Annotated in this window: 28 protein-coding genes; 15 read left to right on the top strand and 13 right to left on the bottom strand. The window is 72.8% G+C overall.

Annotated elements, in window-relative coordinates:
* Positions 1 to 125: 125 nt before the first annotated feature.
* The 4 genes from AQI95_RS18655 to AQI95_RS18640 are packed head-to-tail and all read left to right on the top strand — an operon-like array spanning position 126 to position 4,252.
* A complete protein-coding gene (locus tag AQI95_RS18655) occupies positions 126 to 2,675 on the top strand; it encodes a sensor histidine kinase (protein WP_067124400.1) in 2,550 nt (849 codons plus the stop codon).
* Positions 2,672 to 3,148: a roadblock/LC7 domain-containing protein gene (locus AQI95_RS18650; protein WP_067124398.1), complete on the top strand. Its 477-nt coding sequence runs from the start codon at positions 2,672 to 2,674 to the stop codon at positions 3,146 to 3,148. The genes AQI95_RS18655 and AQI95_RS18650 overlap by 4 nt, the downstream gene beginning before the upstream one ends.
* 43 nt (positions 3,149 to 3,191) lie before the next feature.
* On the top strand, positions 3,192 to 3,632 hold the full coding sequence (locus AQI95_RS18645; protein WP_067124396.1) for a DUF742 domain-containing protein: 441 nt from the start codon (positions 3,192 to 3,194) through the stop codon (positions 3,630 to 3,632).
* Positions 3,629 to 4,252, top strand: a complete 624-nt coding sequence (locus AQI95_RS18640; protein WP_067124394.1) for a GTP-binding protein — start codon at positions 3,629 to 3,631, stop codon at positions 4,250 to 4,252. The genes AQI95_RS18645 and AQI95_RS18640 overlap by 4 nt, the downstream gene beginning before the upstream one ends.
* Here AQI95_RS18640 and AQI95_RS18635 read toward each other — a convergent pair.
* The 6 genes from AQI95_RS18635 to AQI95_RS18610 form a co-directional block, all read right to left on the bottom strand.
* The gene (locus AQI95_RS18635; RefSeq protein WP_067124392.1) at positions 4,226 to 4,894 is read right to left on the bottom strand and encodes an ABC transporter permease; all 669 of its coding nucleotides are present in this window, start codon (positions 4,892 to 4,894) and stop codon (positions 4,226 to 4,228) included. The two genes, AQI95_RS18640 and AQI95_RS18635, sit on opposite strands and share 27 nt — an antisense overlap.
* Positions 4,891 to 5,544, bottom strand: a complete 654-nt coding sequence (locus tag AQI95_RS18630) for an ABC transporter permease (protein ID WP_067124390.1) — start codon at positions 5,542 to 5,544, stop codon at positions 4,891 to 4,893. Before AQI95_RS18630 ends, AQI95_RS18635 begins: the two co-directional genes overlap by 4 nt.
* A complete protein-coding gene (locus AQI95_RS18625; RefSeq protein WP_067124388.1) occupies positions 5,541 to 6,671 on the bottom strand; it encodes an ABC transporter ATP-binding protein in 1,131 nt (376 codons plus the stop codon). Before AQI95_RS18625 ends, AQI95_RS18630 begins: the two co-directional genes overlap by 4 nt.
* A gap of 122 nt (positions 6,672 to 6,793) precedes the next feature.
* Positions 6,794 to 7,513: an FAD:protein FMN transferase gene (locus tag AQI95_RS18620; protein WP_067124385.1), complete on the bottom strand. Its 720-nt coding sequence runs from the start codon at positions 7,511 to 7,513 to the stop codon at positions 6,794 to 6,796.
* Between the two features lies 1 nt (position 7,514).
* A complete protein-coding gene (locus AQI95_RS18615; RefSeq protein ID WP_067124383.1) occupies positions 7,515 to 7,937 on the bottom strand; it encodes an FMN-binding protein in 423 nt (140 codons plus the stop codon).
* A 16-nt stretch (positions 7,938 to 7,953) separates the two neighbouring features.
* Positions 7,954 to 9,291, bottom strand: coding sequence for a ferredoxin reductase family protein (locus AQI95_RS18610; protein WP_067124381.1), 1,338 nt, complete (start codon positions 9,289 to 9,291; stop codon positions 7,954 to 7,956).
* 132 nt (positions 9,292 to 9,423) lie between these two features.
* On the opposite strand from AQI95_RS18610, the gene AQI95_RS47360 reads away from it, so the two are divergent.
* Positions 9,424 to 9,597, top strand: a complete 174-nt coding sequence (locus tag AQI95_RS47360) for a hypothetical protein (RefSeq protein ID WP_159056540.1) — start codon at positions 9,424 to 9,426, stop codon at positions 9,595 to 9,597.
* On the opposite strand, the gene AQI95_RS18605 is transcribed toward AQI95_RS47360, so the two are convergent.
* The 5 genes from AQI95_RS18605 to AQI95_RS18585 all read right to left on the bottom strand — a co-directional run bounded on the left by AQI95_RS18605 (position 9,564) and on the right by AQI95_RS18585 (position 15,019).
* Positions 9,564 to 10,778 (bottom strand): PP2C family protein-serine/threonine phosphatase, encoded by a 1,215-nt coding sequence (locus AQI95_RS18605; protein ID WP_067125020.1) that lies wholly within the window; start codon positions 10,776 to 10,778, stop codon positions 9,564 to 9,566. The genes AQI95_RS47360 and AQI95_RS18605 overlap by 34 nt on opposite strands.
* Before the next feature lie 599 nt (positions 10,779 to 11,377).
* The gene (msrB, locus tag AQI95_RS18600; RefSeq protein ID WP_067124379.1) at positions 11,378 to 11,785 is read right to left on the bottom strand and encodes a peptide-methionine (R)-S-oxide reductase MsrB; all 408 of its coding nucleotides are present in this window, start codon (positions 11,783 to 11,785) and stop codon (positions 11,378 to 11,380) included.
* Between the two features lie 15 nt (positions 11,786 to 11,800).
* Positions 11,801 to 13,189, bottom strand: a complete 1,389-nt coding sequence (gene murC / locus AQI95_RS18595) for a UDP-N-acetylmuramate--L-alanine ligase (RefSeq protein ID WP_067124377.1) — start codon at positions 13,187 to 13,189, stop codon at positions 11,801 to 11,803.
* Between the two features lie 331 nt (positions 13,190 to 13,520).
* Entirely contained in the window at positions 13,521 to 13,994 is a 474-nt protein-coding gene (locus tag AQI95_RS18590) for an indole-3-glycerol phosphate synthase (protein ID WP_107121694.1), read from the bottom strand.
* Between the two features lie 128 nt (positions 13,995 to 14,122).
* On the bottom strand, positions 14,123 to 15,019 hold the full coding sequence (locus AQI95_RS18585; protein WP_079071324.1) for a pyrimidine reductase family protein: 897 nt from the start codon (positions 15,017 to 15,019) through the stop codon (positions 14,123 to 14,125).
* 37 nt (positions 15,020 to 15,056) lie between these two features.
* On the opposite strand from AQI95_RS18585, the gene zapE reads away from it, so the two are divergent.
* The 9 genes from zapE (at position 15,057) to AQI95_RS18540 (ending at position 22,999) form a co-directional block, all read left to right on the top strand.
* Positions 15,057 to 16,160 (top strand): cell division protein ZapE, encoded by a 1,104-nt coding sequence (gene zapE, locus AQI95_RS18580; RefSeq protein WP_067124373.1) that lies wholly within the window; start codon positions 15,057 to 15,059, stop codon positions 16,158 to 16,160.
* Positions 16,161 to 16,357: 197 nt separating this feature from the next.
* On the top strand, positions 16,358 to 16,753 hold the full coding sequence (locus AQI95_RS18575) for a hypothetical protein (protein ID WP_067124371.1): 396 nt from the start codon (positions 16,358 to 16,360) through the stop codon (positions 16,751 to 16,753).
* Positions 16,754 to 16,839: 86 nt separating this feature from the next.
* On the top strand, positions 16,840 to 17,418 hold the full coding sequence (locus AQI95_RS18570; protein ID WP_067124369.1) for a carbonic anhydrase: 579 nt from the start codon (positions 16,840 to 16,842) through the stop codon (positions 17,416 to 17,418).
* Positions 17,419 to 17,426: 8 nt separating this feature from the next.
* Positions 17,427 to 18,947 carry a SulP family inorganic anion transporter gene (locus AQI95_RS18565; RefSeq protein WP_067125015.1) on the top strand — a complete coding sequence of 507 codons (1,521 nt, stop codon included), beginning with the start codon at positions 17,427 to 17,429 and terminating at the stop codon, positions 18,945 to 18,947.
* A 162-nt stretch (positions 18,948 to 19,109) separates the two neighbouring features.
* Positions 19,110 to 19,910, top strand: coding sequence for a slipin family protein (locus tag AQI95_RS18560; protein ID WP_067124367.1), 801 nt, complete (start codon positions 19,110 to 19,112; stop codon positions 19,908 to 19,910).
* Positions 19,911 to 19,920: 10 nt separating this feature from the next.
* Entirely contained in the window at positions 19,921 to 20,481 is a 561-nt protein-coding gene (locus AQI95_RS18555; protein ID WP_208614210.1) for a YbhB/YbcL family Raf kinase inhibitor-like protein, read from the top strand.
* Positions 20,482 to 20,545: 64 nt separating this feature from the next.
* Positions 20,546 to 21,403, top strand: a complete 858-nt coding sequence (locus tag AQI95_RS18550) for a PPK2 family polyphosphate kinase (RefSeq protein ID WP_067124364.1) — start codon at positions 20,546 to 20,548, stop codon at positions 21,401 to 21,403.
* Positions 21,404 to 21,510: 107 nt separating this feature from the next.
* Positions 21,511 to 21,783 carry a hypothetical protein gene (locus AQI95_RS18545; RefSeq protein ID WP_067124362.1) on the top strand — a complete coding sequence of 91 codons (273 nt, stop codon included), beginning with the start codon at positions 21,511 to 21,513 and terminating at the stop codon, positions 21,781 to 21,783.
* A 361-nt stretch (positions 21,784 to 22,144) separates the two neighbouring features.
* Complete coding sequence (locus AQI95_RS18540; RefSeq protein WP_067124360.1) at positions 22,145 to 22,999, top strand: polysaccharide deacetylase family protein; 855 nt, start codon at positions 22,145 to 22,147, stop codon at positions 22,997 to 22,999.
* 23 nt (positions 23,000 to 23,022) lie between these two features.
* On the opposite strand, the gene AQI95_RS18535 is transcribed toward AQI95_RS18540, so the two are convergent.
* Both AQI95_RS18535 and AQI95_RS18530 read right to left on the bottom strand, forming a co-directional pair.
* Positions 23,023 to 23,694 carry an ABC transporter gene (locus AQI95_RS18535; protein ID WP_067124358.1) on the bottom strand — a complete coding sequence of 224 codons (672 nt, stop codon included), beginning with the start codon at positions 23,692 to 23,694 and terminating at the stop codon, positions 23,023 to 23,025.
* Positions 23,691 to 24,557, bottom strand: a complete 867-nt coding sequence (locus tag AQI95_RS18530; protein ID WP_067124356.1) for an ABC transporter ATP-binding protein — start codon at positions 24,555 to 24,557, stop codon at positions 23,691 to 23,693. The genes AQI95_RS18535 and AQI95_RS18530 overlap by 4 nt, the downstream gene beginning before the upstream one ends.
* Before the next feature lie 133 nt (positions 24,558 to 24,690).
* Here AQI95_RS18530 and AQI95_RS18525 point away from each other — a divergent pair, with 133 nt between their 5' ends.
* On the top strand, positions 24,691 to 25,431 hold the full coding sequence (locus AQI95_RS18525; RefSeq protein ID WP_067124354.1) for a peptidyl-tRNA hydrolase: 741 nt from the start codon (positions 24,691 to 24,693) through the stop codon (positions 25,429 to 25,431).
* The last annotated feature ends 146 nt before the right edge of the window (positions 25,432 to 25,577 follow it).

Here is a 25,577-nt window from a genome sequence, read left to right as displayed (position 1 = left end):
TATCGCCCACAGCGGTGCACGGGGCCCGCATCGGTGCCGTGTCGCAGGTAGCTCGGGGCGACGAGGCCTCCAGGTCCACGGGGTGGCGACGACCCCGGTGGAGACACACCCACGAAGGAGGCCCGGTGTCCACGAAGCAGGTGGACGCGCCCGCCCGGCACACCCCCGCCCGGGGCGGAGCAGGCGGTTTCGCCGACCGCTGGCCCTTCCGGCGCAAGCTCAACCTGCTGGTCGGCATCCCGCTGGCGGTCATCGCCGCGCTGCTGTCCTACCTGTTCACCGACCAGGTGCAGGAGTCGGGCAGCGCCGCCTCGGCGGCCCGGCTGGTGCGCGACAGCGCGCAGGTGGCGCGGCTGGTGGACCGGGTCGAGGCCGAGCACCAGCAAGCTGTCCTGCTCTCGGTGCGCTACGAGTCCGGGGCCGCCCGGCCCTCGAAGTCCGCCTACCGCGCCGCGCAGCAGGCGGTCGACGCCCAGGTGACGAAGGTGCGCGCGGCCTTCGGCGACCGCCTGCCGGACAGCGAGGCGCAGGCGCTGCGCGAGGTGGCGGGTCTGTCCAGTCTGCGCACCTCGGTGGAGCAGTCGTATCTGCCGGCCGACACCATCGACCCCGCCTACACGAGCGCCGCCGGGCGGCTGATCGACGGCCTCGGGCTGGACCGCGACGCGGGCCTGGCGGCCACCTTCACCGGCAGCCTGCTGGACTCGCTGCTGCGCGCGGACGCCGCCCACGGCGCCTTCGAGACCAATGTCTTCGCCGCGACGACCGGTGACACCAACGCGCTGATCGAGTTCACCAACGCGGTCGGCGCCTACGACCAGTACACCCACCAGGCCCAGCGCTTCACCCGGTTCGCCTCCGACGCGCAGGCCGAGCTGCTCGACGGCATCGAGCACAGCCCGGCCCAGCGCCGTATCGCCGACTCCTACGCCGAGCTGCAGGTCGATGCCGGGCAGTTGCCGGCGGACACCCAGGCCGAGATCCGGCAGGCGGTCCGGGAGACGCTGGCCGACTATCCGGACTATCCCCGGCAGGCCGCCGCCCGGCTGAAGATCACTACCGCCCTCATCACCCAGATCGCCGACCGCGCCGACGACACCGCCGCCACCGCCCGGTGGCGGGCCGCTCTGCTGCTGAGCGCCGCGCTGCTGGCGTTCGCGCTGTGGATCGCGTTCGCGGTGCTGGTACGGCGCTCGGTGATCCGGCCCGTGCAGGCGCTGACCGGGGCCGCGCGGGAGGTCGCCGAGGTGGCGGGGCGCGAGCTGGCCCGGGTGGCCGACGACGACGCCGAGGACGACGGGCCGCCCCGGCTGCGGGACATGCCGGTCACCGCGCGCGACGAGATCGGCGATCTGGCCGGGGCGTTCAACCGGGTGCAGACCACCGCCGCCGCGCTGCTGGAACGCCAGGTGCTCAGCCGGCGCAACACCGCCGAGATGTTCGGCAACGTGGGCCGCCGCGTCAGCAACCTGACGACCCGTCAGCTCGCGTTGATCGACGCCGTTGAGCGGGGCGAGACCGACCCCGCCCTGCTGGAACGCCTCTACTCCATCGACCACATCGCCGTACGACTGCGCCGCAACGCCGACAGCCTGATGCTGCTGGCCGGGATCCGCGAGAGCGCCCTGGACGCGGGTCCGACGGCGCTGTCCAACGTGGTGCGGGCCGCGCTCGGGCAGATCGAGGGCTACCGGCGGGTGCGGCTGTACGCCGCGTCGGACGCGACGGTCGAGCCCGACATCATCGGTGACCTCACCCTGATGACGGCCGAACTCCTGGAGAACGCCGTGTCGTTCTCGCCCGAGGGCAGCCCCGTGGAGGTGACCGTCCGCTCCGGAGCGCACGGCGCCCATGTGGTGGTCACCGACCACGGCCTCGGGATGAGCGCCGAGCGGCTCGCCGAGGAGAACACCCGGCTGATCCGCCGTGAACGCCTGGACCTGGTGCCGACGAAGGTCCTCGGCCTGTTCGTGGTGGGCGCGCTGGCCCGCCGCTGGGCGATCGGGGTCGAGCTGACCCGTACGCCGGGCGGCGGAGTGACGGCCGAGGTGACCCTGCCGGCCTCGCTGCTGCTGGCCGAGAGCCCGGTGGCCGGTACGCCGGTCACGGTGACGCCCACGGACACGACGGCGGCGGGACCGACCCCGGCGGCCGGCGCGCCGGTGAGCGGCCGGGCGACGGGCACCGGCCCAAAACCGCCGCTCACCGCCACCGCGTCCGTCCCGGTCCCGTCGCCGGCGGCCGGCGCCGCGCCCACGACGGCGGGCACCGCCCCCGTGACACCGGGCGCGGCCCAGCCGGTCGGCCCACTGCCCCGCCGCATCCCCCGCCGCGCCCCGCAGCCCGGCACGGCCGAGGAGCGCCGCTCCGCGCCGGAAGCCGGGCGGGCCGCCGCCGACGCCACCGCTCCCACCGCGTCGGACGCAGGCTCCGCCCGCCCGCTGCGGCGCCGGGTCCGCGGAGCCACGCTGCCCACCACCGCGGGCGCCGCGCAGGCCGTGCCGTCGACCGCCCGCATTCGGGACGCGGAGGCCGAGCGCAGGGCGCTGGAGGAGTTCGAGGAGGCCGTGGCCCGTGCCCGACGGGACAGCGGCACCGGGACCTTCGCCCGCCCCGAAGACCCCGACCACACCGCACACGACCCGAACCCCCTTCCGGAAGGAGCCGAGAGTTGAGCACGTCGACAGGTGGCACCCCGACGGGCGGCAGCGCCCCGACCGACCTGCAGGCGGCCGCGGCCGACTTCACCTGGCTGCTGAACCGCTTCGCGACCGAGACCGCGGGCGTCGTCGACGCGATCGCCGTGTCCTCCGACGGCCTGCTGATCGCGGTGTCGGAGCTGCGCGAGCCCGCCGACTCCGAGCGGCTCGCGGCGATCGTCTCGGGCATCACCAGCCTGGCCGCGGGCGCCTCCGGCAACTACGGCCTGGGCGGCCTCAACAAGGTCATCATCGATCTGGAGGGCGGCCATGTGATCGTCTCCGCGATCGGCAGCGGCGCCGTGCTCGGTGTCGTCACCGACAAGGAGGCCAAGCTCGGCAACATCGCCTACGAGATGACCCTGTTCGCCAACCGCGCCGGTGCCGCGCTCAGCCCGCAGCTGGTGCTGGAGCTGAAGAACAGCGTCGGCGCCGCGTCGGCCCGCTGAGCGAGCGCGGGCAGGGCGGACGAGGCAGACAGGGCGGACGCGCATGGCGGACGGCACCACCGGCCAGGACCCGGTCGGCCTGGAACCGGTCGGCCCGGCTCCGGTCGGTCCGGCCCCTGCCGTACGGCCGTTCCTGGTCACCGCGGGCCGGGTCGCGGACGCGGGCGGCGGCCGGGCGATGCCCCTGGAGACCCAGGTGGTGGCCACCGCCGCCGGGCTGGACGCGCTTGGTCTGCTCTCCTTCGAGCGGCACGACATCGTCGCCGCCTGCCGGCTGCCGCAGTCCCTCGCGGAACTCGCGGCCCGGCTGCGGCTGCATCTGAACGTGGTCCGCGTCCTGGCCGAGGACCTGCGCGAGGCCGGCCAGCTGGCGGTGTACGTGCCCGACCCCGAGGCCGTCCACGACGCGTCCGTCCTGCGCAGGCTGATCGACGGACTCAGGGCCGTCCCCGACTCCCGAGGAATACCGAGGAACACCGAGTGACTTCGACTGAACGGCTCGTCCGGGGCGCGGCCGCAGCCGTACGGCCGCCGCTGCCGGTGAAGATGGTGATCGCGGGCGGCTTCGGCGTGGGCAAGACCACCGCGGTCGGCTCGATCTCGGAGATCGAGCCGCTGACCACGGAGGCGTCGATCACCGAGGTCGCGGCCGGCGTCGACGACCTCACGCACACCCCGCGCAAGACCACGACGACCGTCGCGCTGGACTTCGGCTGCCTCACCGTCGACCCGACGCTGAAGCTGTACCTGTTCGGCACCCCCGGACAGGAGCGGTTCGGGTTCATGTGGGACGACATCGTGGAGGGCGCCCTCGGCGCTCTCGTGGTCGTCGACACCCGCCGACTGGACGACTGCTATCCGGCCGTCGACTACTTCGAGCACCGGCGCATCCCGTTCGCCGTCGCGGTCAACGCCTTCGACGGCCAGGTGGAGCACACCCTGGAGGAGGTCCGCTGGGCGCTGGACGTCTCCGCCGGCGTGCCGGTCGTGGTCTTCGACGCCCGTGAGCGCGGCTCGGTGCGGGACGCCCTGCTCGTCGTCCTCGAACTGGCCCTGGCCCGCACCGGGCCGGGACCGTCAGCCGCTTCGGCGCACCCCCGGTGAGACCGTGAGCCGGGACAGCGCCCAGAACACCACGAGGGTGGCGAGGGCGAGGCCGGCGACCAGGGTGGCGCCGCCGACGACCTTGTCGTAGTTCTTCTGGTAGAGGCCGTCGATGATGTACCGGCCGAGGCCGCCGAGGCTGACGTAGGCCGCGATGGTGGCGGTGGAGACGATCTGGATGGCCGCCGTGCGCAGGCCGCTCAGGACCAGCGGGAGCGCGACCGGCACCTCCACCTGGAACAGCACCCGCGTCTCGGGCATGCCCATGCCCCGGGCGGCGTCCACCGGCGAGGGGTCGACGGAGCGGATCGCCTCGTAGGTGGTGACGAGGATCGGCGGTACGGCCAGCACGACCAGCGGGATCATCACCGGCAGCGTCCCGAAGCCGCTCCAGATGAACATCAGCACCAGCAGGCCGAAGCTGGGCAGCGCCCGGCCGGCGGTGGCGATCAGCGCGAGGACGTTGCCGCCCCGGCCGTAGTGCCCGGTGAGCAGCCCCACGGGCAGTCCGATCGCGGCGGCGATCAGCAGGGCTTCCACCGAGAACGTGAGGTGCTCGGTGAACCGGGTGGGGATGCCGTCGTAGCCGTGCCAGTGGGCACCGTCGCTGAAGAAGGCGCGGGCGAAGTCGAGGACGTTCACCGGGTGGCTCCCTTCCGCGGCATCCACGGGGTGAGCAGGATGCGGACCAGGACCAGCACGGCGTCGGCGAGGATGCCCAGCACGGCGATGGTCAGGACGGAGTTCACGGCCAGCGCGGGCCGGTGGTAGGTCTGGGCGTCGTAGAGCATGTTGCCGAGGGCGCCCTGGTTGCCGATGAGCATGCCGACGCTGACGAGGGAGATGCTCGACACGGTCGCCACCCTGAGGCCCGCGATGATCGCGGGCACGGCGATGGGCAACTGGACCTGGAAGTACCGGCGCACCGCTCCGAGGCCCATGGCCTCCGCGGCGGCCAGGGTCTCCGGTGGCACCGAGCGGACGCCGTCCACGATCGCGGGAACGAGTACGACCAGGCTGTAGAGGGCGAGCGGGATCATCACCGTGGTCTCGCTCTGCCCGAAGTAGTCGATGAGCACGACGAAGAAGGCCAGGGACGGGATGGCGTAGAGGACCGTGGTGATGCCGAGGACGGGCGGGTAGATCCAGCGGAAGCGCACGCACAGCTGGGCGACGGGCAGGGAGACGATCAGACCGGCCAGCACCGGGATCAGGGCCTCGCGCAGATGCAGGCCGACGAGCCCGAGGTAGCTGTGCTGGAGATCGCTCGGCAGGTCGAAGAAGCCGTTCATCGTGCGGCGTTCACCTCGGTGTTCCGGGCCACCCGGCGGTGGGCGGCCCGGATCGCCTCGCCGATGACCTGCTGCGACACGACGCCCACGGCGCGTCCGTCGCCGTCCACGGCGACGGCCCAGCCGGTGGGTGAGAGCACGGCGCCGTCGAGCGCGGTGCGCAGCGAGTCGTCGCCGGGCACGAACGGCCGCCCGAAGTCGAGGAGGTGCTCGCGCTCGACGGACCCGGCGGTGAGCCGGTCCGGCTCGCCCCAGCCGAGCGGACGGCCGTCGAGGTCGGTGACGAGGAGATAGGGGGCGTCGGCCCGGGCGGCGAGCTTGTCGGCGTCGGCGTCGACGCCCACGATCGGCGCGGTCTGCAGCTCCAGGTCGGCGGACGGGAAGAAGGACAGCCGGCGGATGCCGCGGTCGGCGCCGAGGAAGTCCTCCACGAAGGCGTCGGCGGGCGCGCTGAGCAGGTCTGCGGGCGGGGCGAACTGGGCGAGCCGGCCGCCGGTGCGCAGCACGGCGACCATCGTGCCGAGCTTGATCGCCTCGTCGATGTCATGGGTGACGAAGACGATGGTCTTGCCCAACTCGTCCTGGATGCGCAGCAGTTCGTCCTGGAGGCCCTTGCGCACCACGGGGTCGACGGCGGAGAACGGCTCGTCCATCAGCAGCACGGGCGGATCGGCGGCGAGCGCGCGGGCGACGCCGACGCGCTGCTGCTGGCCGCCGGAGAGCTGGTACGGGTAGCGCTTGGCGAGTGCGCTGTCGAGCCCGACCCGTTCCATCAGCTCCGCGGCCCGGGCGCGCGCCTCCTTCTTGGGCGTGCCGAGCAGCCGGGGCACCGTGGCGATGTTGTCGAGGATGGTGCGGTGCTGGAAGAGTCCGGCGTTCTGGATGACGTAACCCATCGAACGGCGCAGGGTGTTGACCGGCTGCTGCCGGATGTCCGTGCCGTCGAGCAGGATGCTGCCCTCGCTGGGCTCCACCATGCGGTTGATCATCCGCAGGGTCGTCGTCTTGCCGCAGCCGGAGGGCCCGACGAGCACGGTGATCGCGCGGTCCGGTATCTCCAGCGACAGCCGGTCGACCGCGACCGTGCCGTCCGGATACCGCTTCGTGACTGAATCTATCCGTATCAAAACGCCGAATACCCTTCGGGTTTGGCAGATTTCCGCCCGTTTTCGGCCGAGGTCGTCGGTGCGCAGGCCGTTGCGGGGAGAGTCTAGACCGCGAGTGTTGCAGCGTTTTGGCGGGTGAATTGCTACGTCACGGGAAGCCCGGGGGTGCGCAGGACGTGGCGGGTGGTGTCCACCGCGAACACCTCGCAGCCGGTGCGGGCGGCGGCCCAGGCCGGGCCCTCGGCGCCCAGGGCGAAGGCGGCGGTGGCGGTCGCGTCCGCCTCGGTCAGGGTCGGGGCCACCACGGTGAGGCTGAGCAGCCCGGTCGCGGGGCGTCCGGTGCGGCCGTCGAGGATGTGGTCGCCGCGCTCGTACCCCCCGGACGTCGCCACCGCCGCGTCGGTGACCGCCAGCACGGCGCACACCTGGTCGGCCTCTTCCGGGTGCCGGATCCCGACCCGCCACGGCCCGCCGGAGACGACCACGTCACCACCGGCGTTGAGGCAGTACCGCCGCGCCCCGGCGGCCGTCAGCAGGTCGGCCGCCCGCTGCACCGACCACCCCTTGACCACCGCGCACGGGTCGAGGCCCCGGCCGGGCAGCCGGATGTCGAAGGCGCCGCCGGTGGCGCCGCGCAGGTCCGCGCAGAGGGCGAGCACCTCCGTCAGGTCCGCGCTGAGCTCGCCGCCGGCCAGCTCGCCGCGCCCGTACCGGGACACCTCGCTGTCGGGCTTGAACGGACTGAAGCGGACGTCCACTTCGCGCAGCCACGCGAAGACGGCGTCCGCGACCGCGTCGAAGTCGCCCTCGTCGTCGATCCGCAGCGAGACCGGAAACCCCATGACGTGTTCGACACGCCGCATGTCAGGAGCCCTTGGCGTCGATCGCGGCCTGAAGGGATTCCCGGTATCCCGCACTGGTGACCGTGGCGCCGGACACCGAGTCGATGCGGGCGCTCTGCGCCTTGAGCGTCTCCGCGATCAGCACCGGAATCGCCCACTTGGTCTGCGGATGGTGCGGGGCCTGCAGCATCCGCACGGAGGCGATCCGGTCTCCCTGGAAGGTCACCTCCACCTGGAAGACACCCTTCACGGTGCTCGCCGCGGTGCCTGGGACGACCTTCGGGGCCGACGCGACCGTCGACGCGGACGACGAGGTGGGCGACGGGGGTGCGGAGGGCACCGCGGCCTGTGTCGTCGTGGCCGCCGTCCCGGTCGACGGGTGGTAGCGCCACACCGGTATCAGACCCGCGACGGTCAGCAGGAAGACGGGAATGACTCGCTTCACGATGGGACGCCCTCTCTCAGCCCGCGAGGCTGAAGCGCTCGAAGTGGATCTGCCGCTTGGGCACGCCCAGGTCGGCGAGGCTGCGGAGCACGGCGGCCATCATCCCGGGCGGCCCGCACAGGAAGACGTCCCGGTCGCCGATGTCCGGTACGAGCCGCGCCAGTTCGCTCGGCGCGAGCCGGTCGGGGACGATCGGTCCGGTCACCAGGTGCAGTTCGGCCCCCTTGGCGAGGGCGAGGTCGCGCAGCTCGTCGTAGAGGACGGCGTCGCGGTCGGTGGCCACACGGTAGATGACCACGGCGTGGCCCGCCATGTCCTCCAGCAGCGCCCGGATGGGGGTGACGCCGACACCGCCGGCGATCAGCACGGACCCGGGGCGGGTGCGGTGCAGCGTGGTGAAGGCGCCGTAGGGGCCCTCGGCGAAGACACGGGTGCCGGGCTTGATGTGCCGCAGGGCGGCGCTGCCGGCACCGGCCGCCTTGGCGGTCAGGCGCAGGGTGCGGCCGTCGGGGGCGGCCGACAGCGAGAACGGGTTGGCCTGCCACCAGCGGTCCCGGGTGAGGAAGCGCCAGAGGAAGAACTGGCCGGCGCGGGCGGGCAGCCGGTCCAGATCGCGGCCGCTGACGTACACGGAGACGACGTCGTCGGACTCCGGCACGACCGCCGTCACCCGCAGCTGGTGGCGCAGGTTGCGCCACAGCGGGAGCACCAGCCGGCCCACGCCCACCGCGCCGAGCGCCACGCCCCACACCGTGTACCAGTACGTCTTCGCGGCCGGCGACGAGGTGAAGGTCGTACCGGTGGAGACCTGGTGGGTGAAGGCGAGGACCACGGCGACGTAGGTGTACAGGTGGATGAAGTGCCAGGTCTCGTAGGCGAGCCGGCGGCGGGCCCAGCGGGCCGAGACGGCGCCGACCACGACGATCAGCGCGAGCGCGACGACGGCGCGCAGCACGCCCTCGGCGGTCTCGGCGAGGTCCACGAGCTGGCTCACCGGGTCCATCGAGGACGCCTGGGCGTAGCCGAAGGTGATGAACACGGCGTGAGTGAGCAGGGCCCACAGCACGCCGAAGCCGGTGCGGCGGTGCCAGGAGGTCAGCCGGTCCATGCCGATACGGCGGTCCAGCCAGGGCAGCCGGGCCACGAGCAGCAGTTGGAAGGCCATGAGGAGAGCGCCGTACAGGCCGGCGAGGCGGCCCAGCACGATCAGCGTGTTCGAGGCGAAACCGGCCTGGACGAAGAACCAGGCGACCGCAGCCGCGTTGGCAACCAGCAGGGTGGAGAGGCCGGTACGGGCCACGGCCCGGGGGCGGATCACCGTGGCGGGCTCGGGGCGGGTCTGGAGGGTCGTCACGGACGGCAGCTCCTTGATCGGATCCTGGGTGACGAGCTTCGCCCGCAGTCGCTGTCGTTCTCCTGTCGGACGACTTTCACTCGAGTATCGATAGGGCCGGTGGGCGTCGGCAGCTCGGACTGCGCTGATCGGGTGGCGCAGGACGGGCGGGTGGAGGACGGGCGGGTGGAGGACGTACGACTGCTGGTCGTGGACGACGACCCGCCGATCGCCGACCTTGTGGACCGGCGAGCGGCCGTCACCCACCGTCGGTCGCCGTACGGCCCGCCTCCCTACGTCGAGGCCGCGTCGGTGGAGAACCCCTGACGGATGTGCGACCGGGCGGCCAACGCGGCGACGTCGTCCTCCGCGTGCCGCGCGTCCAGCCGGCCGAGGATGGTGTCCAGGACGTCCTCCAGCCCGCCCGAGACGGGGAAGCGGACGGCGGACAGCCGGGCCAGCGACCGGTCGATGTCCTCACCCCGGCGCTCCACCAGCCCGTCGGTGAACAGCACGAGGGTCTCTCCCGCGGCCAGCGGATGCGTGGCGGACTCGTAGCCGCCGAACCCGGTGCCCAGCGGCGGTCCGACGGGGACGGGCAGCATCGTGGCCTCGCCGTCCCGGGCGATGAGCACGGGGGGCAGATGCCCCGCGCTGGCCAGCGTGACCTGATGGCGCCCCGGGTCGACACGGGCGAGCAGACAGGTGGCGGGCCGCAGCTCCGCCTCCTTGGAGGAGATCTCGTCCATCTGCCGCAGCACCCGGTGCGGGGGCAGGTCGGCGGAGGCGATGTAGCGCAGGGAGGAACGGTAGGCGTTCATGTCGACGGCGGCTTCCAGGCCGTGCCCCATGACGTCGCCGACCACCAGCAGGGTCCGGCCGAAGTGCAGGCGTACCGTCTCGCACCAGTCGCCGCCGACCAGGACGCCGCCGCCGGCCGGCAGATATCGGATGGCGATGTCGAGGTTGGGGTGCGGGCGGCCGGGCTCGGAGAGCAGGGCGCGCTGCAGGTCACCGGCGGTGCGATTGACGGTCTCGTAGTCGCGTGCGTGCCGGATGTGCGAGGCGGCGCGCTCGGCGAGCAGGCTGATCAGCTCGCCCTCCGCACGGCGCAGCGGCGGCCCCGAGCGCTCCCACACGAGGACGCCGTACACGTCGTCGCCGCTGGTCAGCGGCGCACACAGGGCGGTACGGGGGCGGGTGCCGCCCACATACTCAAGCCAGGGCGCCGGCTCGGTGCCGAGCGCCGGTACGGCGGCCTCGCGGGCCACCGCGGCCGCCCAGCGGGCGTCGGGCAGCGCGTCGGCGTCCCCGGTGATCGCCTCGTACCCGGAGATGGTCTGGCCGGTCCGGCGCATCACGGCGGCCGCGCCGCCGGCCAGTCGTACGGCGGCGCGGGTCAGCTCGACGCAGGTCGTGCCCTCGTCGAGGGTCGTGCCGATCCCGGCCAGCGCGTCCCGCAGCACGCCCAGCCGCGCACCGGCCGCCTCCGTGACGGCAGCCGGCACGCCCTTCGCCGCCTCCGAGGAACCCGCGGGGTCCGCGGAGTCCCCGGACGCGGCAGTTCCCTCGGGGCCGGCGCCGTTCTCGCGGTGACGACCGCTGTCGGCTGGCACAGGCCTGCGACGGGACTGAATCCAGCGCGCCACACCCAACACCCTCACAGAGTCTCAAACCGGAGCGAGTGGGGCACGAGCCTCATCCATCCCAGCCCCCTCGGCGGCCCCGGGCGAGGGTGCGGGTCGTCCGTCCCCTCGCGCGGCCGAAGCGGTGTCCGGCGCGGTCAGGGCAGGTGGGGCAGGAGGTGCTCGATGCCGTCCGCGGCGACATTCCGGAGGGCGCACCGCCCGGCGCCCCCGCCGTTCCCGGTGGTCACGGGCTCGGTGAGGGCACATGGCCGGAAGCAGTCCGCGTGCGGGGCCTAAGCAGGCGCGCGACGCGGGCAGCGCGGCGCCTGCATCGTGGCGAACGTCCGTACCCACGCTGCGCCGCCTCTCCCGCTCCGGATTCCGACGGCGTTCATCTTCGACCGATCAGGCCCTGTCCAGCATCTCTTTTGCCAGATTCGGAGTGTTGATTGATCGAGTGAGGCCGCCGACCGAGGCGGTCAGCCCTTATCGGGCGTCAGCCGCAGGGAGATGGAGTTGATGCAGTACCGCTGGTCGGTCGGGGTCGGATAGCCCTCGCCCGCGAAGACGTGCCCGAGATGCGAGCCGCACCGCGCGCACCGCACCTCGGTGCGCGCCATCCCGTGCGAACGGTCCTCGACCAGTTCCACCGCGTCGGTGTCCCTCGGGTCGTAGAAGGACGGCCAGCCGCAGTGCGACTCGAACTTCGTGTCCGAGGTGAACAGTTCGGCGCCGCAGGCACGGCAGGAGTAGACGCCCTCGGCCTTGGTGTCCGTGTACTCACCGGTGAAGGCGGGCTCGGTGGCGGCCTGGCGCAGCACGGCGTACTCGGCCGGGTTCAGCTCCGCGCGCCACTGCTCGTCCGGCTTCTCGACGTCGTACGACATGAGCTCTCAGCCCCTCTACTGCGACAGGCGGTCCAGGATCAGCGGGCCCAGGTCTGTCACATCACCCGCGCCCATGGTGAGAACGAGATCACCGGGCTTCGCCATTCCCGCGATCACCGCGGGGATCTCGGCCTTGTCGTGCACGGCGGTGACGTCGGCGCCTGCGGCGCGCGCGGCCTCGATGATCAGCTCGCTGGTCACACCGGGGATCGGGTCCTCGCGGGCCGGGTAGATGTCGAGGACCACGGAGGCGCCGGCGAGAGCCAGCGCCTGGCCCATCTCCTTGCCCAGCTCCTGGGTGCGGGAGAACAGGTGCGGCTGGAAGACGACGAGGATGCGCGCGTCCCCGGCGGCGGCGCGCATGGCCTCCAGGTCGGCGGTCATCTCGGTGGGGTGGTGGGCGTAGGAGTCGATGACCTGCACCCCGGCGGCCTCGCCCTTGAGCTGCAGCCGCCGCTTGACCCCGGTGTAGGCGGCGATCGCGGGCGCCAGCTCCGTGGCCGGGATGCCGAGCGCGGCACCGGCGGCGAGCGCGGCCACGGCGTTGAGGGCGTAGTGCCGGCCGGGCACCGAGACGGTGAAGGTCAGCTCCTGCCCGCCGAGCAGCACGGTCACCCGGCTCTTCAGTCCCTGCGGGACGACGGCCGTCACCCGCACGTCCGCGTCCTCGGCCTCGCCGTACGTCACGGTCCGCACCGAGCCCGCCAGGCGCCGGGTAAGCTCCCGCGCCCCCTCGTGGTCGGCGCAGACCACCAGGGTGCCGCCGGGGACGATCTTCCCGGCGAAGGTCTCGAAGGACTCGTAGATCTCGTCCATCGAGGCGTAGTTGGCGTGGTGGTCCAGCTCGACGTTGAGGACGATGGCGACCTCGGGCGCGTACTTGTGGAAGCTGCGGTCCGATTCGTCCGCCTCGGCGACGAAGATGTCGCCCTCGCCGTGCAGCGCGTTGGAGCCGGGCGCGTCGAGGTCGCCGCCGATGGCGTACGACGGGTCGAGGCCCAGCTCGGTCAGGGAGACGGCCAGCATCGAGGTGGTCGTCGTCTTGCCGTGCGTACCGGCCACGGCGATCGGACGCAGCCCCACCATCAGCGCGGCGAGCGCGTCGGAGCGGTGCACCACCGGGATGCCCAGTTCGGCCGCGCGGGCCAGCTCGGGGTTGTCCTCGCGGATCGCCGACGACACGACGACACAGCTGGCGCCGTCGGCGAGGTGCTCCCTGGCGTGCCCGACGTGCACGGTGACCCCGAGCGCCCGCAGCGCCTCGGCTGTCGCCGAATCCCTGGCGTCGCTGCCGGCCACCTCGGCCCCGCGCTGCGCGAGGATCTTGGCGATCCCCGACATCCCGGCGCCGCCGATGCCGATGAAGTGCGGTCGGTCCATGGCGGTAGGAAGGCCGGGTGCCATGTGTTTCTCCCCAGGATTGCGGTGCGAGGCTGAGCGGGCCCTAGTGCCCCGGCAGACGACGTTCGCCCGCCGAGGAGCGGCGTCCGGTGCGTGCTCTCGGCGTGCCGGCCGGAAGTCCTCGTACTGGGCGTACGTGGGCTTTCGGGCGGTGCGGCGAAAGTGCGTGCCGGGCGTCGCGACGGGGCGAACGTTGCTTGCCGGGGCACTAGCCTATGCGCTGGAGCACGGGCCGCCCCGCAAGGGGCGCGGGGCAGCCGGGTCGGAGGTGCGGGGCGGCCGGGTCAGGGGTGGGGGACCGCGCGAGCCCCCCGCGGCCCACGCAGCGGGGTGTCTACGCCTTGCTGTGCGAGAACAGCTTCAGGACCGGCACCCCCACCTTGTGCCGAGCCCGGGACGCCCAGTCCCGGTGGAAGAACTCCTCCACGTAGTGGGGGTCGGTGAGCACGATCACCTCGTCCGCGGACACCTCCGCGACCAGGGACTTCAGGGCGTCCAGCGGATGATCCTCGACCAGCCGCCCCTCCGCCCGGCTTCCCGCCGACCGCAGCGCCTGCAGCGACACGTCGAGGGCCTGCCGTCCGACGCTCTTCGCCGCCTCGCCCTCGGGGGTCTCCCGTTCGCGAACCGCCTCGTCGAGTTCGCCAAGCGCGATGTCGTCGATGGCCCGCAGCAGGCGGTCCGCCTGGTCGCCGCGCGGCTGGAGGAGCACGTGGAAAGCGACCGGCTCGTCCCCGTGCAAGGTGGTGACGAACTCCACGTCGGCGGACGTCAAGGCCTTCTCGATCATCAGAACGCTTGTGAACACCAAACGCCTCTTCTCCTCCGTGGGCCCCGACGAGCCCCTGCGGAAACCATCCTGCCCCGCGATCGCACGGGTTCTGCCGGACTAAGTCTGCCCTCCGGAAGCTAAGCGGAACGACATCTTCCGCCTATTCAGGACCGACGGTAACGGCCGAACAGAAATCCGGCCTCCTCGAGGAGCGAGACGAGTTCGAACCGGCGCGGCACGGCGACGGACGGCCCACCGGCGACGCGCTGGGCGTCGCCCGCGGTGAGCACGGGCGACAGGGTCAGGCACATCTCGTCCAGCACCCCGGCGGCGATGAACTGGCCGAGCAGTCGGGGACCGCCCTCGGTGAGCAGCCGGGTGAGGCCGAGCCCGGCGAGGGCGCGTACCGCGCGCGCGGGCTCGATGCCCGCGCCGTCACCGGCGATCACCACCGTGACCCCGGCCTGCCGGGCGGCGGCCACCCGGTCGGGGGCGGCCGCGGCCCCGGTCAGGATCAGCGTGGGCACCACGGGCGAGGTGAACAGCGGGAGCGAGAGGTCCAGTTCCAGGCCGGCCGAGACGACCGCGATCGCGGGGGCCGGGGCCTGTCCGGCGGCCTCGCGGGCCGCGGCGAACTCGGCACGCGCGCGTGCGGGGCGGTACCCCTCCTGCCGTACCGTTTCCGCGCCCACCACGATCACATCAGCGAGCGCCCGCAGCGTGCCGAAGATCCGCATGTCGGCGGCGCTGGAGATGGGCTGGGAGCGTCCCTCGTGCTGGGCGGCGCCGTCGAGCGTGGAGACCATGTTGGCCCGCAGCCACGGCACGCGGTCGCCCGGGGCCAAAGCCGGGGCCGGCTCCGGGTAGGCGTAGGCGGCGGCCAGCTCGGCGAGCGTCCACTCACGGTCGGCGGAGACGCAGCCACGGGGCGCGCCCTGCTCCCCGGTCCCGGTCGCATCCGTCACCCGTGTCCCGGTGACCCCGCTCACCCCCTCCCCCTCGGGCGTGCCGTCGAAGGCCTGGGCTGCTGTTTCGTCGGTCACAGGGAACAGGCGTCGCATGTCGTGCAGTGTGACACGGCGCTTAGCATGGGTAATCGTGTCGTCCTCCACCGCCGCCCCCGGATCCAGCCCTGTGACCGACGCGGGCCCCCTCTCCCTGTGCACCCGTGAGCCGCGCGTCCCCGCGGACCGGCTGGTCGCCGAGATGGTGCCGCCTCCGCGCTTCGACTCGGTCCGCTTCTCCACGTACCTCCCGGACCCGAACCAGCCCAGCCAGACCGAGGCCGTACGGGTGCTGGAGGGCTTCGCGGCCGGACTCGGCGGAGCGCACGCCTCCGGCGCCGGCCGGCGCGGCTTCCTCGGCTTCGGCAAGGCGAAGGCCCCCAAGGCCCCGGCCGGGCCGCGCGGGGTCTATCTGGACGGCGGCTACGGCGTCGGCAAGACCCACCTGCTCGCCTCCCTGTGGCACGCCACCCCCGCCGAACCCTCCCGCAAGGCGTTCGGCACCTTCGTGGAGCTGACGAACCTGGTCGGCGCCCTCGGCTTCCAGCAGACGGTGCAGACCCTCTCCGGCCACAGCCTGCTGTGCATCGACGAGTTCGAGCTGGACGACCCGGGCGACACCGTCCTCGTGTCCACACTGCTCGGCAAGCTGGTCGACGCGGGTGTGGCGCTGGCCGCCACCTCCAACACGCTGCCGGGCAAGCTCGGCGAGGGCCGGTTCGCGGCCGCCGACTTCCTGCGCGAGATACAGGGCCTCGCGGCCCGCTTCCGCGCCCTGCGCATCGACGGCGAGGACTACCGGCACCGCGGTCTGCCCGAGGCCCCGAAGCCCTTTACCGACGAAGAGGTGACGAAGGCGGCGTACGCGACCGAGGGCGCCTCCCTCGACGACTTCCCGCATCTGCTGGAGCATCTGGCCAAGGTGCACCCGAGCCGGTACGGCGCCCTGACCGACGGACTGACGGCGGTGTGCCTCACCGATGTGCGGCCCGTGCCGGACCAGTCGACCGCGCTGCGGCTCGTGGTGCTCGCGGACCGCCTCTACGACCGCGAGGTCCCGGTCCTGGCCTCGGGGCTGCCGTTCGACAAGCTGTTCAGCGAGGAGATGCTGAACGGCGGCTACCGCAAGAAGTACTTCCGCGCGATATCGCGGCTCACCGCGCTGGCCCGCGACGCCAAGGGGCTCGTCGGCGTCTAGCGCCGGTGCACTAGTCACGAGCCGGCGCGTGGTCAAGAGTCAGATCACGCCACGCGACCGACACTTTTCACGCTCTCTTGCTCTCGTAACGTGCTGTTAACCCTGCAAAGGACTTTGCAGGGTTAACGTGTTTCTTGACCATCCATTGACCAATGTTTGGTGCGCACAAGAGATGCGAACGGACGGGAGGGGGGCGCATGTTCCGAGGTACGACGGCCCGGACCCGCTTCACCCTCCTCGCTGTACTCCTGCTCGCGTTCCAGCTCTTCGCTCCCACGGGAACCTTCGCACCCGCGTATACGCTCGGTCAGGCACAGGCCAAAGCCGAGGCCGGAACGCCGTCCTCCGTGCCGCCGGTGCGTGAGGAGAGGGACTCGGTCCGCACGCCGGGCCGCTCGGGCGCACCCGTGGGTCTGCCGCATCTGCGCGACCGGCAGCGCTGTTCGGCCTCCGGCTGCGCGCAGGCACACCCCCTCATAGCCGGCCGGGCGGCCGGTACGGGCCCGTCGCACACTCCCGGCACCGCGCACGACCCGGCCTCCAGAGCCTTCAGAGCCCACACCCCGGCAGCGCTTCAGGTCTTCCGCTGCTAGACGAGCGCTTCCGCTCTCGCCCCCACACACAACCGTCGTTCAAGTCCGACGCGCCCGTGCAGGCGCGCCAGGAGGAACCCACACACATGCAGCCCCTCATCGACAACGCCCGTACCTTCGGACAGCGCCCTGAGGAGTTCGCCAGGCTCGCCGAAGGCCAGTCCCCCCAGGTGCTGTTCATCACCTGCTCCGATTCCCGGGTCGTCCCGGCCCTGATCACGGGTGCCCGCCCCGGCCAGCTCTTCGAGCTGCGCACCGCGGGCAACATCGTCCCGCCCCACACCTCGCAGCACCCCACCAGCGAGGCCGCCACCATCGAGTACGCCGTCGAGGTGCTCGGCGTCCGCGACATCGTCGTCTGCGGCCACTCGCACTGCGGTGCCGTCGGCGCACTCGTGCGCGGCGACGACCTGACCGCCGTACCCGCCGTGCGCGACTGGCTCGCGCACGCCACCCCGCGACCGGCCGGCGCGGCCGAGGATCCGGAGGTCGCCGAGGGCGTACAGGCCCATGTCCTGACCCAGTTGCTGCGCCTGCGCTCGTACCCGTGCGTCGAGCGGAAGCTGGCCGAGGGCCGACTGGGCCTGCACGCCTGGTACTACGAGGTGCACACCGGTGCCGTACGGACGCACCGCCCGCAGACCGACACCTTCGAGTCCCTGTGAGCGCGCCGATGACCAGCAAGAACCCCACCCTCATAGCCCGCTTCCCGTATCTGCGGCAGGACTTCGCCGCCTCCCTCGTCGTCTTCCTGGTCGCGCTCCCGCTGTGCGTGGGCGTGGCCGTCGCCTCCGGGGTCCCGGCCGAACTCGGCCTGATCACCGGCATCGTGGGCGGACTCGTCACCGGGCTGTTGCGCGGCAGCAGCCTTCAGGTGTCGGGTCCGGCGGCCGGTCTGACCGTGCTCGTCTTCGAGGCGGTCAAGGAGTTCGGGCTGCCCGCGCTCGGCGTGATCGTGCTCGCCACCGGCCTTCTGCAGACGGGCATGGGCCTGCTGAAACTGGGCCGCTACTTCCGCGCCATCTCGGTCTCCGTCGTCGAGGGCATGCTGGCCGGGATCGGACTGGTCCTCATCGCCGGGCAGTTGTACCCGGCACTGGCCGCCAAGGCCCCCGACTCCGGGCTGGCCAAGATCGCCGGGCTGCCCAGGGCGCTGCCGGACGCCCTGGGTGACGGCGAGGCCGTGGCCTCGCTCGCGGTGTGCGCGGGAACGGTCGCGGTGCTGCTGCTCTGGAAGCACCTCCCGGCGAAGGTGCGTACGCTGCCCGGCCCGCTGGCCGCGGTCGGCCTGGCCACGGTGGCCGTGTTCGCGCTGGACCTGCCGGTGGCCACGGTCGAGGTGCAGGGCCTGCTCGGGGCCGTACAGCCGCCGCCGTTCAGCGCGTTCGGCGAGCTGGCGGGCGTCGGACTGCTCGGCACGATCGTCGCCTTCACGCTGATCGCCTCGGCCGAGTCCCTGTTCAGCGCGGCGGCCGTGGACCGGCTGCACACCGGGCCGCGCACCGCGTACGACAAGGAGCTGCTCGCCCAGGGCGTCGGCAACACGGTGTGCGGGCTGCTCGGCGCCCTGCCGATGACCGCGGTGATCGTGCGCAGCGCGGCCAACGTCCAGGCGGGCGCCCGCACCAAGGCCTCCCGCGTCCTGCACGGGGTGTGGCTGCTGCTGTTCGCGGCGCTGCTGCCGGGCGTGCTGGCCTACATCCCGATCCCGGCGCTCGCGGGCATCCTGATCCACGCCGGTGCCAAGCTGGTCCCGGTGCGGGCACTGGCCGGGCTGTGGCGCGAGCACCGGGGCGAGGCGCTGATCCTTTCCGTCACCGCCCTGTCCATCGTGGCGGTCAGCATGTTCGAGGGGGTGCTGATCGGTCTCGCGCTGGCCGTGGTCAAGACGGCCTGGGAGGCCTCGCACATCAAGCTGGAGGTGATCGACAAGGGGGCGGGACCCGTCGACGCCCACCTCACCGGCAATGCGACCTTCCTGCGGCTGCCGAAGATCCTGGACAGCCTGGAGTCGCTCCCCCAGGACCGCCCGGTCCGCCTCGACCTGTCCGGTCTGCACCACCTCGACCACGCCTGCCGCACGGCCCTGGAGAACTGGGCCGAACGGCACAGCGCGGCCGGGACGGAGCCGGTGAAGGTCACGGCGGTGCGGGCCGCCGCACCGACCGCCGCCCGACGACCGGCCGCCCTCTGACGGCTCCTGCTGGCCGCCGCGGTCCCCGGGTCGGGGTGCCGACGCCCCTCGGCGCCCCGACCCGGTCCCTGGTATCCACAGCAGGGCTTATGGCTTCCGCCCCTTCCCGGGCATATCGTTGCAGCAGCGGACAAAAACGGGCCTCTTCGTGAGGAGGTCACCATGCTCCAGGAGCTGCTGGGCGCCATCGCGGCGGCGGGTTCCGCCGGCGTGATCTACCTGGCGATGGCGGCACGCGTGGTCAAGCAGTACGAGCGCGGCGTGCTGTTCCGCCTCGGGCGCGTCTCCGGCGAGTCCCGGCCGCCGGGTCTGACGCTGATCATCCCCGTCGTGGACCGGCTGCTGAAGGTCAACATGCAGATCGTGACCATGCCGATCCCGGCCCAGGAGGGCATCACCCGCGACAACGTCACCGTGCGCGTGGACGCGGTCGTCTACTTCAGGGTGGTCGACGCGGAAAGCGCCCTGGTGCGGGTCGAGGACTACAAGTTCGCGGTGTCGCAGATGGCCCAGACGTCCCTGAGGTCGATCATCGGCAAGAGCGATCTGGACGATCTGCTCTCCAACCGCGAGAAACTCAACCAGGGCCTGGAGCTGATGCTCGACAGCCCGGCCATCGGCTGGGGCATCCAGGTCGACCGGGTCGAGATCAAGGACGTCTCCCTGCCGGACACGATGAAGCGGTCCATGGCCCGCCAGGCCGAGGCCGACCGGGAGCGCCGGGCCCGGATCATCAACGCCGACGCCGAACTCCAGGCCTCCAAGAAGCTGGCCGAGGCCGCCCAGCAGATGGCCGACACCCCCGCCGCCCTCCAGCTGCGGCTGCTCCAGACGGTGATGGCGGTGTCCGCCGAGAAGAACTCCACGCTGGTCCTGCCGATCCCGGTGGAGTTGCTGCACTTCCTGGAGAGGGGCAATCAGCAGCCCGCGTCGAACGGCGACGGAGAGCCTCGCTCGGGCTAGCGTGCCGGGCATGCGCCAGAGCTGGGTGACCGCCATGACCGCCGTGGCCACGATGAGTGTCGCGGCGGGCTGCGGCGACGGCACGGGACAGGCCGCCGCGCCCTCCCCCGCCGCCGCGCACCGGCTGACCGTCACCAGTTCCGCGTACGGCGACGGCGGCACCATCCCGCGGCGCCACACCTGCGACGGGGCGGACGTCTCGCCGCCGCTCGCCCTCGCCGCCGTACCCGCGCACACGGCGGCGCTGGCCCTGCTCCTGCGGGACACCGACGCCCCGCACGGCGCCTTCACGCACTGGCTGGTCTGGGACGTCGACCCGCGCACCCGGCAGTTGTCCGCCGGGGAGCATCCGCAGGGGGCGACCGAGGGCCGCAACGACTTCGAACGGCCCGGCTACGGCGGCCCCTGCCCACCGCGCGGCGACCGGCCCCACCACTATGTGCTCACGGTCTACGCCAGTGACCGCCGTGTGGCGCTGAGCGCGCAGGCCTCGCCGACCGACCTGCTGCGGACGCTGTCCGGTCATACCCTCGGCACAGGCACGTTGATGGGCCGATACAGCCGCGGATAGTGCCGCGAGGGGCCGTCGTACGGCTGCGGCTCCGCGGCGGAGGGCTTCGAAGGGAAGTGCGGCCGTGGTGAAGAAGGGTGCGGAGGACCTCCGGGAGCTGCTCCGGCTGCGGCCGGGTGAGCGGGTCGACCTGAGCGCGTACGACACCCGGGCCACGCCCGCCGCCACCGGCGGCAAGGCGGCGGGCCTCGCGGACACCGCGCGCATCGGCGAGCGGCTGGCCGGGCTGCAGGAGCGGCTGTGGGCGGCGGGTACCGCCGGGGACCGGCGACGGGTGCTGCTGGTGCTCCAGGGGATGGACACCAGCGGCAAGGGCGGCACGATCAAGCATGTCGTCGGCCACCTCAACCCCGCCGGCTGCCGGATCCACGCGTTCAAGGCGCCCACCGAGGAGGAGCGCCGGCACGACTTCCTGTGGCGGGTGCGCGGCGTCCTGCCCCGGCCGGGCGAGATCGGGATCTTCGACCGCTCGCACTACGAGGACGTCCTCATCGCCCGTGTCCGGCAACTGGCCCCGCCGGCCGAGATCGAGAGCCGCTACGGCCTCATCGACGACTTCGAGCGCTCCCTCGCCGAGGACGGCGTGAGCGTGGTCAAGTGCTTTCTGCACCTCTCCCACGAGGAGCAGCGGACGCGGCTGCTGCGCCGGCTGGACCGCCCGGACAAGCGCTGGAAGTTCTCTCCCGGCGACATCGACGAGCGTGCCGTGTGGCCCGCCTACCAGGAGGCGTACGAGCTGGCCCTAGAGCGCTGCGCGGCACCGTACGCGCCCTGGTACGTGGTCCCGGCGGACAGCAGGTGGTACCGGAACTGGGCGATCAGCCGCCTGCTGCTGGAACACCTGGAGGAGCTGGACCCGCGGTATCCGGCGAGCGATTTCGACGTGGCGGAGTGCCGGGAGCGACTGCTGAACGAAGGCTGAGCCGCGGCGCGTCGCTGCCCGTTTTGGGCGATTTTAATATTAATCTCCGTGACTGTAAGAGGTCGATCTGCTGCAGACCGCTTCCACACTCACACCATGGAGATGACATGCACAGACTTCGTAAGGCCGCAGTCCTGGCGGCTGCCCTCGCCACTGTCGGGTTCGCCGCCGGCACCGCCCACGCCGGCGGCGAGCACGGCGGCCACGTGTGGCAGAGCTCCAACTGCAAGGACCACGACCTGAACCTCGACCTCCTCGGCGAGGTCGGTCTGCTCAACGGTCTTCTGGGCAACGCGCTCAACGGCGAGGGAGACCCCGGCGCACAGGGCACCCACGTGGGCTCGACCATGGGCTGTGACAACAGGGGCGGCGGCTGGTAAGCGGCCCGTTCGGAATCCCTTGACGGCGGAAGGCGGCGGCTGGACCGGCGACCGGTGGGCCGGCCGGCCGCCCCACCGTCGACAAGGGCGGTGTGGCGACCTCACGCGCACACGGACAGGTCCGTGAGCGAGATCCGTAGGTGCGCGTGAGGTCGCCGCGCCCTCGACGGCAGCGGAGTGGCGGTGTGCTCTCCGCTGCCGTCGTCATGTGCGCACGGCGGACACCTCGCCGCCGACGCGGCGGAACAGGTCGGGACCGCAGGTCCGGTGGAACGGATCGGGACGGCCGCGCGGGTGACCGTGTCGCCGCGCCGCCGCGCATGTCGGCATACATGCGGTCATAAAGTCTTACTTTCGTACCGTGATCCCACGAGTACGCCGTATCGCCGCCGTCTGCGCCCTGGGCGCGGCTCTCGCCGCCTGCGGTTCCGCGGACCCCGCGGGCAGTGCCCGCCCGGCCCCCGCCGAGTCCCGCGCCAGCGCCTCGCCGTCCGCCTCGCGCCCGCCCGTGCTGGCTCCGGGCCCCGGCGGCCTGACCCCGGTCTTCGAGCACGGCCCGCGCACCCTCGGCAAGACTGTCGCGCTGACCTTCGACGCCGACATGACCGCGGATCAGGGCCCCCGCGCGGCGGCCGGCGAGCACTTCGACAACCCGGACCTGATCGGCGCCCTGCGGCAGTTGAAGGTGCCGGCGACGATCTTCATGACCGGCCGGTGGGCCGACGAGTACCCGATCGAGGCCCGCAGCCTCGGCAACGATCCGCAGTTCGAGGTCGCCAACCACTCCTACAGCCACCACGCGTTCACCGCCGACTGCTACGGACTGCCGACGATCGCCGCCGACAAGATGCGCGCGGACGTGGAGCGGGCGTACGCCTCCCTGCACCAGGCGGGCGTGCCGCACGCGCTGCCCTACTTCCGCTTCCCCGGCGGCTGCTACGACCAGCGGGCGCTGCGGGCGCTGAGCGGACTCGGGGTCACTGCGGTGCAGTGGGACGTGGTGAGCGGCGACGCGTTCGCCACGGACGCCGGCGCCGTCACCCGGCAGGTGCTGGACGGGGTGAAGCCCGGCTCGGTCGTCATCATGCACTGCACACGCAGCGCGGCCCCGACCACCGAGCGGGTCGTGCGCGCGGTCGTGCCGGCACTGCGTGGCCGCGGCTACCGGTTCGTGAAGGTCTCCGACCTGATCGGCGAGAGCGCAGGGCACCGCTGACAGGCCCGCGCGCCGCCCGTCACTCACAGGGTGCGGCGGTCGGTGAGCCGCGCGGCCACGGCGAAGGCCGCGGCCGTGAGCAGGACCGCCCCCGCCAGGGGCAGCAGCGGCAGCGGTGCCCGGCCGGTCTGCGAACCGGTGACCAGACCGTTGACGGCGGCCTGCGCAGGGGAACCGGTGAGCACCGCCGCCAGCAGCGCGCCCAGCAGCATCGCGGGCACCGCGCGTCCCGTGGCGTGCAGCAGCGGCCGGTTGGTGAGCGCGCCGACGGCCGCACCGAGCAGCGCGCAGGTGAGTGTGGCCGGCAGCCCGGCCGCGCCGGCCCGCAGTCGCGGTACGTGGACCTGGTGGCCGTTGCTCGCCGGATCGCTGATCAGCGTCACCACCAGGGTCGCCAGCACGCCGAGGGCCACCGCCGCGAGCAGCGCCGTCAGCAGACAGGCGAGGTGCGCTCGGGCGGGACCGCGCGCGGCGGCGACACAGGCGCGGGCCGCGTCCGGCTCGCCGGTGACACAGATCCGCACCAGCCAGGCGGCCACCGGCAGCACGCCGACGGCCGTGTAGCCGAGCGAGTCGAGGACGGGCTGGCCGCTCTGCACGCCGATCCCCAGGAACGCGACGTACAGGATCACCGGCGGCAGCCAGCGCTGGGAGCGCAGCAGCAGGTCGGCCTGGTAGCGCAGAAGTGCGGTCATGGGCGGCTTCCGGAGTCGGGCGGTGGCGGGGTGACGCTCACGACGTGCCAGGGCGGATGGGCCGTGAGCAGGGCGCGCAGGACGACGTCGGAGTGCGAGGCGGGGACGGCGAGGCGGTAGTCGCCGGGCGTGGTCTCCCGCACGGTGGCGACGGTCCGTGCCGCGTCGGGCGGCAGCTGCCCGCCGGCCGGCCCGCGCACGAGGACCAGGGTGAGCGGTCCGTCCGGTGAACTCCCTTGGTCCGTACAGCACTTGAGGCCGCCGCCGAGCACGGTGTACGTCGCGTCCGGCGCCCCAACCAGCCGGCGCGGGTCGTGGTCCACGAACACCACGGCGCCCCCGGCGGCGGTCCGCTCGGCCACCGCACGCTCCAGCTCGGCCCGCGCCGCGGCGTCCAGGCCGGTCCAGGCCTCGTCCAGCACCAGCAGCTCCGGTTCGCCGAGCAGGGCCTGGGCGACGGCCACCTTCTGGCTGCTGCCCTTGGACAGCTGCGCCATGGGCGTACCGGCGTAGGCTCCGGCGCCGAAGCGCTCCAGCCAGGTACCGGCGGCGCGCTGGGCCGAGCGGCGGCTCAGGCCGTGGAGGGTGCCGAGGTGGGTGAGATAGCCGAGGGCGGTGAAGGGAAGCGCCGAGGGGAACCGCTCGGGGACGTACGCCGTGCGGGGGCGACCGGTGACCCGGCCCTCGGTCGGCGCGTCCAGACGGGCAAGGAGGCGCAGCAGGGTGGACTTTCCGGTGCCGTTCGCTCCTTCCACGCGAGTGAGCGTTGCGGGGGTGAGCGTGAGGTCGACGCCTCGTAACACCCAGGGGCCGCGGATGCCGTAGCGGCGGCCTACGGCGGTCAGTCGTAGGTCACGTTGCATGCGGATGATTCTGTCCGGTCCCGCCGGGGAGGTCGGCCTGGGGGCCGGTCCGGGGGACGCCGGTGGCCGGTCGCGCCCACGCGCCGCGGCCGCGACATCGGGCACAGCCCCGTGCCCCTTAGGGTTGGCTGGTGTGAGCCATGTTCCAGCGTCCCCCGGCGGCGGTCCCTTCCAGTCCGAGCGCAATCCCCGTGACGAGGCGCCGCAGTTCGTGCTGCCCCTCGTCGTGCGGATCGAGCGCGATGCGCCGCCCACGCGTACCGACGCGCTGGAGACGGCCGCACGGGCGGTGCTCGTCCTGCTCGCGGACGAACGGGCGCACGGGGACGGCGAGTGGGCCGAGGCGGTGCGCAACTGGGAGGACGCGCGGATCCGCAAGGTCGTACGGCGGGCCCGGGGCGCCGAGTGGCGGCGGGCCGAGGCGCTGCCCGGGATCACGGTGAGCGGCAAGTCCGCGCAGGTGCGGGTCTTCCCGCCGATCCCGCTCGACGGCTGGCCCAAGGACCTGGCCAAGCTGCAGGTGTCGGGCACCGAGCTGGACGACCCCGAGCCGCCCGTCGCCGCCGACCCGGCGCAGCCCGTGCTGTGGCTGAACCCGGAACTGGAGATGTCCGCCGGGAAGACGATGGCCCAGGCCGGGCACGGCGCCCAGCTGGCCTGGTGGGCGCTGTCCGACGCGGAGCGCACCGCCTGGCGGGACACGGGCTTCGCGCTCGCCGTCCGCACGGCCGACCCCGCCGACTGGACCCGGCTGACCGACAGCGGCATACCGGTGGTGCACGACGCCGGCTTCACGGAGATCCCCCCTGGTCCGACCGTCGCCGTGGAGGGGGTCCACCGGGTCGGATCGCCGCCCCGCCCACCGCAGCCGTAACCGCGCTCCACCGGCCGGGGCGGCCAACCGCCCCGCGGGCACCCCGGCTTCCGGCTTCCGGCTTCCGGCTTCCGGCTTCCGGAGCTGCGCGCCTCTGCCCGGCCCCGAAGCTCAAATATTGCTCTGAACACGGCACGCGGGCGGTT

The organism is Streptomyces yokosukanensis, assembly GCF_001514035.1.
Lineage (GTDB): Bacteria > Actinomycetota > Actinomycetes > Streptomycetales > Streptomycetaceae > Streptomyces > Streptomyces yokosukanensis.
The sequence above is the reverse complement of the archived record's forward strand: the minus strand, read 5'-3'. Positions and strand labels throughout refer to the sequence as shown.